Below are 5,605 nucleotides of genomic sequence, written 5' to 3'. Positions count from 1 at the left end.
AAGCTACATCATGACAATTTTAGACAGTGCCATTTAAAAGTTCATTATAGGTTTTACGAGCACAACCATAGTTCTTTTTAAATTCCACTTCTTGCTCAGGAGTTAAATGAAGTTTAACAACCAATCCTCGAATATATTCACTCAAATAAATCCATCCCCAAATTTTACATTTTTTTTAAGATATACAAAATAGTGTTATTTTTTAAAACTACAATTAAATTACATTAATTGTATAATATAGCATTTGGTAATTACTCCTATATAAAAAAAGAGGGAGAGCATTTGAGAAGTAATCGAATAACTAACTGAGAACAATTTTTTAAACCCAAGACAATTTTCACAACTCAAAGCAAATATTACAAATCCCACACAAAAAAAAGAGAGTACACTAACAAAAATTCATAGACCTAAAATAGTCTCCAAATATATTAAATAAAAATAAACACAATAAAATTAATTAAAAAAAGATAGTAACACCCAACTTGCAATTCATCCACGACCTAAAAGAGGTCATGGTATTCTTGCATTATTTAAGATAAAACTTCTCTACATAACCATTTGAAATCGTTTCGGATTCATATGAATTGTGAAACATTGTTCCATACCCCTCTTTTATACTTTAGTCTTCTGATTTATATCATTTTGCATAATCCTTCAATATATTTATCTGAGTAAAAGTCAATGAAATGCTTTACATTATTTAAATAATTAAAATTAAATAAAATATATTAAGGTGATAAAATGATAAACGCACTGATTGAGGATTTTGGCAAAAAGAATCTGATTATTATTTGTGATAAAGAGTCATTGGATGTGGCAGAAGATTTTAAGGATAAATTATTACAAAAGAATATCGAATCACTGCTGATTAGCGAAGATGAATTCGACCTATTCAATGCAACATTATCTGGTGACGATTTTCTTTTGGTTTTATCAAAAACAGGTCAAAATCCAATGCTTCGTAAAATGATTGTTAAAGCAAGGCGAAAAAATCTAAAAGTTTATGGAGTGTATGACAATTTCAGATGTGGCCTTGCATTATTGTCTGATAAATATTTTATCACCAGCAAATACAGTAATTTTTTAAACACCCTCTTCATGATGATGAACCTTCAAAACAAAAAATCAATGCCACAAAAGGCAAATGTATTTTCACATGTCAACGGCAGTATTATCAGAGTGAATGTAACATTAGGCGATGAAGTCAAAAAAGGTTCCGTTTTAGCCATTATCGAATCAATGAAAATGGAAATGGAACTGGTTTGTGATATGAACGGCATTGTTGATGAGATATGGGTTGCACCGGGTGATGCAGTATTTATTGATGACCCTATAATGTTTATAAATGATGAATGAAACATGGTAATCAACGGATATTAACATCATCAGTGAAGACTTTAACACTTGCATAACTCCCTGCAATTCAAACATAATATCATCGTATAGTTGGTTTAAGTGTTTGACTGATCATATATAAAATCATATAAATATTGCTTTAATGAAAATTACAATTAAAAATATCTAAATTTCCCATATTTTCACTTTCTATGTGATTTCCATCGCTTGCAATATTATTTTTAAATTCACAACTCTTTACATTTAAAATTCTTTCATTATAAATAGCTCCGCCCTTAAATGATGCATTTTTGTCGAATAACGAACCAAATATTACTAATCTTGATTTATTATAGATTGCTCCCCCTTCAAACTCGGAAGTATTCGATTCGAAAAGAGACCCATCCAAATTTAAAATCGAATCTGAATCTATGTAAATGGCTCCCCCATAATCCGATCTGTTTTCAATGAATCGGGAATCTTTTATGTGCAATTTGGAATTGGTGTAGATGGCACCGCCATAATCATCCGAAGAGTTATTAAGAAAATCGCAACTTTCAACCGTCAGACATCCATTGTTAATTATGGCTCCCCCAGAGCATTCTGAGCATCCATTTTTAAATCTGAAGTTTCTTAAAGTTACATTGGAAGCATTGACATTCAGTAATGGTGTTTTTTTGTTTCCATCAATATTGTGGCCATTTCCATCGATTATTAGATTATCAGCATTAATTTCGATTCCTGCAATGTAGTCTCCCTCTTCAAAATCTTCCAAAATGACATCCTCAGTTAAATTAATATCTTCTGCTCCACTGTTGATTAATTGCTCAAATTCCTTGAAATTCATGTTATCACAACCTAAACGTTTTAAATTCATGAATTAATTTCTAACCACTAGTCCATCAAATCATCATCCAACAACTATATGTGCCACAGCATATCTTTTGGCTTCAACAGTAAATGAATTCTTGACCATGTCAATCAGCAGGTCAGGATTTGTTATTTCAAAATCGGCTTTGAAAACCGTTTTAACACCTTCTCTTTTAAGCAGGTTGATGATATATTCTTCATTGGTCATTTTATATATTATTTCACGCTTGTTATCAAATTCAAACTCTTTTTGATAGAATTGATACAGCTTTTTAGATTGGATTCGTTCCTGATGCGACCCACCATATATGATGAAATGTCATTGTACAGATTGCTCTGAATCGCTTCTGTGAGAAATTCCTCATCATCAATTTTTTTGATGGCTTTTCTTTTCACTGACTGGCCATTAGAGTACAGTGCAATGTTTAAAAGCAATGTTTTATCTGTAATTTTCTTTAATACCTGATTGGCAAATTCACTATTGTAGCCGGCAAGGTCAGCCAATGCATGCTCATCTTTAATTTTATCGAAGGCATAATTTCGAATCGCACTTTAGGGGCATTGTTTACAATGCTTGAAATGACATTTTCATCTTCAATTGTATCTATTAAAGCTCCTTGTGACTTTTGTTCACACGCACTGCCATTATACTAACCCCGCCATCTGATAAATAAAAGTTTATGGACAATACTATATATATGGCACTATACTGTCTATTGTTAAGACTTTTTCTTGATTTTCCATCTACCCCTTTTTTTCTTGCCAAAATATAGTCAGATTTTCTTATCAAAAAATTACATGCCCCGCACTTCTTATGATATCAATGTCTCCACGACCAGTGCATTTGATATATCTGGAATTTCCGTCAAAGGTAACTACAACCTTATATGATCCGAGTCCCAGATGACTGATGTCAATTTCGGTTCCGTACCTGCCGGTCTTTACATCGTATGAGTAAGATTTCTTGCCATCATAGATTTTCACATGAAGCTTAATGCATTTTATGACCTTTTCATTGTTTTTGTTAAAGAGAGCGATGTTATATGTTTTAGCCTTTTTAATGTAGATAGCATCAACCTCATCAAGGAATGTAGTTGAAGCCTTTTTCACAGTAATTTGACTGGTTTTGGCCTTTGCACTGACACCTCCTGAAACTTCGCTTACCTTAACCTTATGGACTCCGACATCAAGGCCTGCAGCGTTATACTTGGCTATTCCCTTCGAATTTGTAGTCAAATATATTTTTTTAACTTTTTTACCTGTATAAACCTTGACGAGCAGTTTCACACCGCCAATGCCCTTTTTGGTTTTGACGTTGGTTAGCTTAACTTCAAAATACTTTTTAGCCCCAAAGGAAGTTGTAAGTTTTTTTAGATTTATTTTAGCATCCGCCTTTTTAACTATAATATTTTTTAATGCTTGAGTTTTAACGTCAAGATAATTTGAACTGACACTTGCTTTAACACTGTATTTTCCAGGGTTAAACGGCAGAGTATAAGTCGCTGCACCTTTGGAATCAGTAACTACAGTTGCGGATTTTCCGTTTGAAAACTTGAGTGTTACAGGAACCGGATAAAGTGAAGCTTTGGTATTGCTGATAACTTTAACTGTCAATTTCTTATCACCGTAATACTCGCCGGATTGTTTTATTTGAATTTCAGCCGGAATCTTCTCAAGAACAAAAGTTACATTGCATGATGATTGACTCTGTTCTCCTACATTGTCACAGGACCCTCCCACAGTAAATGGATCATATTCAATATCATTTGACACATTATAATCATCAGCAATTACCGTATCGTTTAAATCCTGCGCACTAACGGTACAAACCGCCCATACTGCAATTACTGAAATTAATAATATAAAAAGAATTTTTTTAGAAATGTTTACATCCTCCAGATTTTCTATATGAAAATATGAAGAGTAACATATATAACCCAAATAAAGTTAAAGCTTTAGCTAAAAAAAAAGAATTAAGATAAGGTCAACTAAACCTTATCCAAAGCCTGGTCAACATCAGCTATAATGTCCTCGATATCCTCTATACCAACTGAGAATCTGATTAGGTCAGGTGTTACACCTGTGGACAACTGCTGTTCCTCGGTCAGCTGGGAGTGGGTGGTTGATGCAGGATGGGTCACCAATGATTTTGCATCGCCGATGTTTGCCAAAAATGAGATTAATTCAACGTTTTCTATGAATTTCAATGCTCCGTCATAACCTGCCTTAAGGCCGAATGAAACTATTCCTCCATAACCTTTCTCAGCATATTTTTTAGCAACTTCGTGGTTTGGAGAAGATTCCAGACCTGAATAGGTTACCCAGGCGACTTTAGGGTGAGCTTCCAAATGCTCTGCCACCGCCATTGCATTTGAAGCATGCCTTTCAATTCTGAGGCCTAATGTTTCTAACCCCTGCATGAGTAAAAATGAATTGAACGGAGAAGGCACTGCTCCGGTATCCCTTCCAACGACTGTTCTAAGTCTTGTTGTAAATGCGGCTTCACCGAATGTCTGGGCAAATATCAAACCGTTGTAGGTTTCATCAGGCTCGGACAATGTCGGGAATTTTCCGTTCATCCAGTCAAAGTCCCCTTTTTCGATGACAATTCCTCCAAGAGTGGTTCCGTGACCTCCAATGTATTTTGTTGCAGATGAAGCAATGATATCCGCTCCATGGTCAAAAGGCCTTACAGAACCTATACCGACAGTGTTGTCGGCTATCAATGGGATGTCATGTGAATGAGCTATTTCTGCCAGTCTGTCAAAATCGGGAATGTCAAGTTTAGGATTTCCTATTGATTCTACATAAATCGCCTTTGTCTTGTCGTTGATTGCTTCTTCAAACAGTTCCGGTGACTGGGAGTCTACAAATGTTACTGTACGTCCCAATTCTTCCAGAGTATTTTCAAAAAGCTCATATGTTCCGCCGTAGAGGTTGTCTGCTGAAACGATATTGTCCCCAACACAGGTCAGGTTAATAACTGCATAAAAAATTGCAGCCATACCTGATGCGGTTGCATAAGCTGCAGTTCCTCCCTCAATTGCAGCCATTCTTTTTTCAAACGCTTCAGTAGTAGGATTATTTAACCTAGTGTAAATGTTTCCGCCCTCTTTAAGTGCAAAACGATTTGCAGCCTGTTCAGGTGAGTCGAATACATAAGATGTTGTCTGATAAATCGGTGTTACTCTTGAACCAGTCTCGTCAACTTCCTCCTGACCGGCATGAACACCAATTGTTGATATATTTTTTTTGTTTTTAAATTCATAAGCCATAATTATAATATTGTAAAATTTAATATTTATAGTTACATGAAAATTGATTTTAATTATTATAATTAAGTTTAAACATTAAAATTGTTGTTAAAAATCTATTTATTAAGTGAATTACTATTTAATTT

7 protein-coding genes are annotated in these 5,605 nt (G+C 34.3%); 1 reads left to right on the top strand and 6 read right to left on the bottom strand.

Features of this window, described 5'->3' with window-relative positions; genetic code table 11:
- Positions 1–19 precede the first annotated feature (19 nt).
- Positions 20–145 (bottom strand): helix-turn-helix domain-containing protein, encoded by a 126-nt coding sequence (locus tag ACKI2P_RS03125; RefSeq protein ID WP_407374921.1) that lies wholly within the window; start codon positions 143–145, stop codon positions 20–22.
- Between the two features lie 596 nt (positions 146–741).
- Between ACKI2P_RS03125 and ACKI2P_RS03120 the strand changes: the two genes are divergently transcribed.
- The gene (locus ACKI2P_RS03120) at positions 742–1,356 is read left to right on the top strand and encodes a biotin/lipoyl-containing protein (protein ID WP_407374919.1); all 615 of its coding nucleotides are present in this window, start codon (positions 742–744) and stop codon (positions 1,354–1,356) included.
- 139 nt (positions 1,357–1,495) lie between these two features.
- Here the strand turns inward: ACKI2P_RS03120 and ACKI2P_RS03115 are convergent, their stop codons facing one another.
- The 5 genes from ACKI2P_RS03115 to ACKI2P_RS03095 form a co-directional block, all read right to left on the bottom strand.
- Positions 1,496–2,182: a hypothetical protein gene (locus ACKI2P_RS03115; protein ID WP_407374917.1), complete on the bottom strand. Its 687-nt coding sequence runs from the start codon at positions 2,180–2,182 to the stop codon at positions 1,496–1,498.
- 63 nt (positions 2,183–2,245) lie between these two features.
- Positions 2,246–2,413: a hypothetical protein gene (locus ACKI2P_RS03110; RefSeq protein WP_407374915.1), complete on the bottom strand. Its 168-nt coding sequence runs from the start codon at positions 2,411–2,413 to the stop codon at positions 2,246–2,248.
- Between the two features lie 8 nt (positions 2,414–2,421).
- Entirely contained in the window at positions 2,422–2,709 is a 288-nt protein-coding gene (locus ACKI2P_RS03105) for a hypothetical protein (RefSeq protein WP_407374913.1), read from the bottom strand.
- A gap of 282 nt (positions 2,710–2,991) precedes the next feature.
- Complete coding sequence (locus tag ACKI2P_RS03100) at positions 2,992–4,146, bottom strand: hypothetical protein (RefSeq protein ID WP_407374911.1); 1,155 nt, start codon at positions 4,144–4,146, stop codon at positions 2,992–2,994.
- Positions 4,147–4,193: 47 nt separating this feature from the next.
- Positions 4,194–5,480, bottom strand: a complete 1,287-nt coding sequence (locus ACKI2P_RS03095; protein WP_407374909.1) for an O-acetylhomoserine aminocarboxypropyltransferase/cysteine synthase family protein — start codon at positions 5,478–5,480, stop codon at positions 4,194–4,196.
- Positions 5,481–5,605: the final 125 nt, after the last annotated feature.

Source organism: Methanobrevibacter sp., assembly GCF_045541095.1.
GTDB lineage: Archaea > Methanobacteriota > Methanobacteria > Methanobacteriales > Methanobacteriaceae > Methanocatella.
This window is presented reverse-complemented; position numbering and strand designations above follow the sequence as displayed.

Excerpts from the sequence above, each read along its gene's own strand:
- ACKI2P_RS03120 (WP_407374919.1), top strand. The coding sequence starts at position 742 with ATGATAAACGCACTGATTGAGGATTTTGGCAAAAAGAATCTGATTATT.
- ACKI2P_RS03115 (WP_407374917.1), bottom strand. The coding sequence starts at position 2,182 with ATGAATTTCAAGGAATTTGAGCAATTAATCAACAGTGGAGCAGAAGAT.
- ACKI2P_RS03110 (WP_407374915.1), bottom strand. The coding sequence starts at position 2,413 with ATGACCAATGAAGAATATATCATCAACCTGCTTAAAAGAGAAGGTGTT.
- ACKI2P_RS03095 (WP_407374909.1), bottom strand. The coding sequence starts at position 5,480 with ATGGCTTATGAATTTAAAAACAAAAAAAATATATCAACAATTGGTGTT.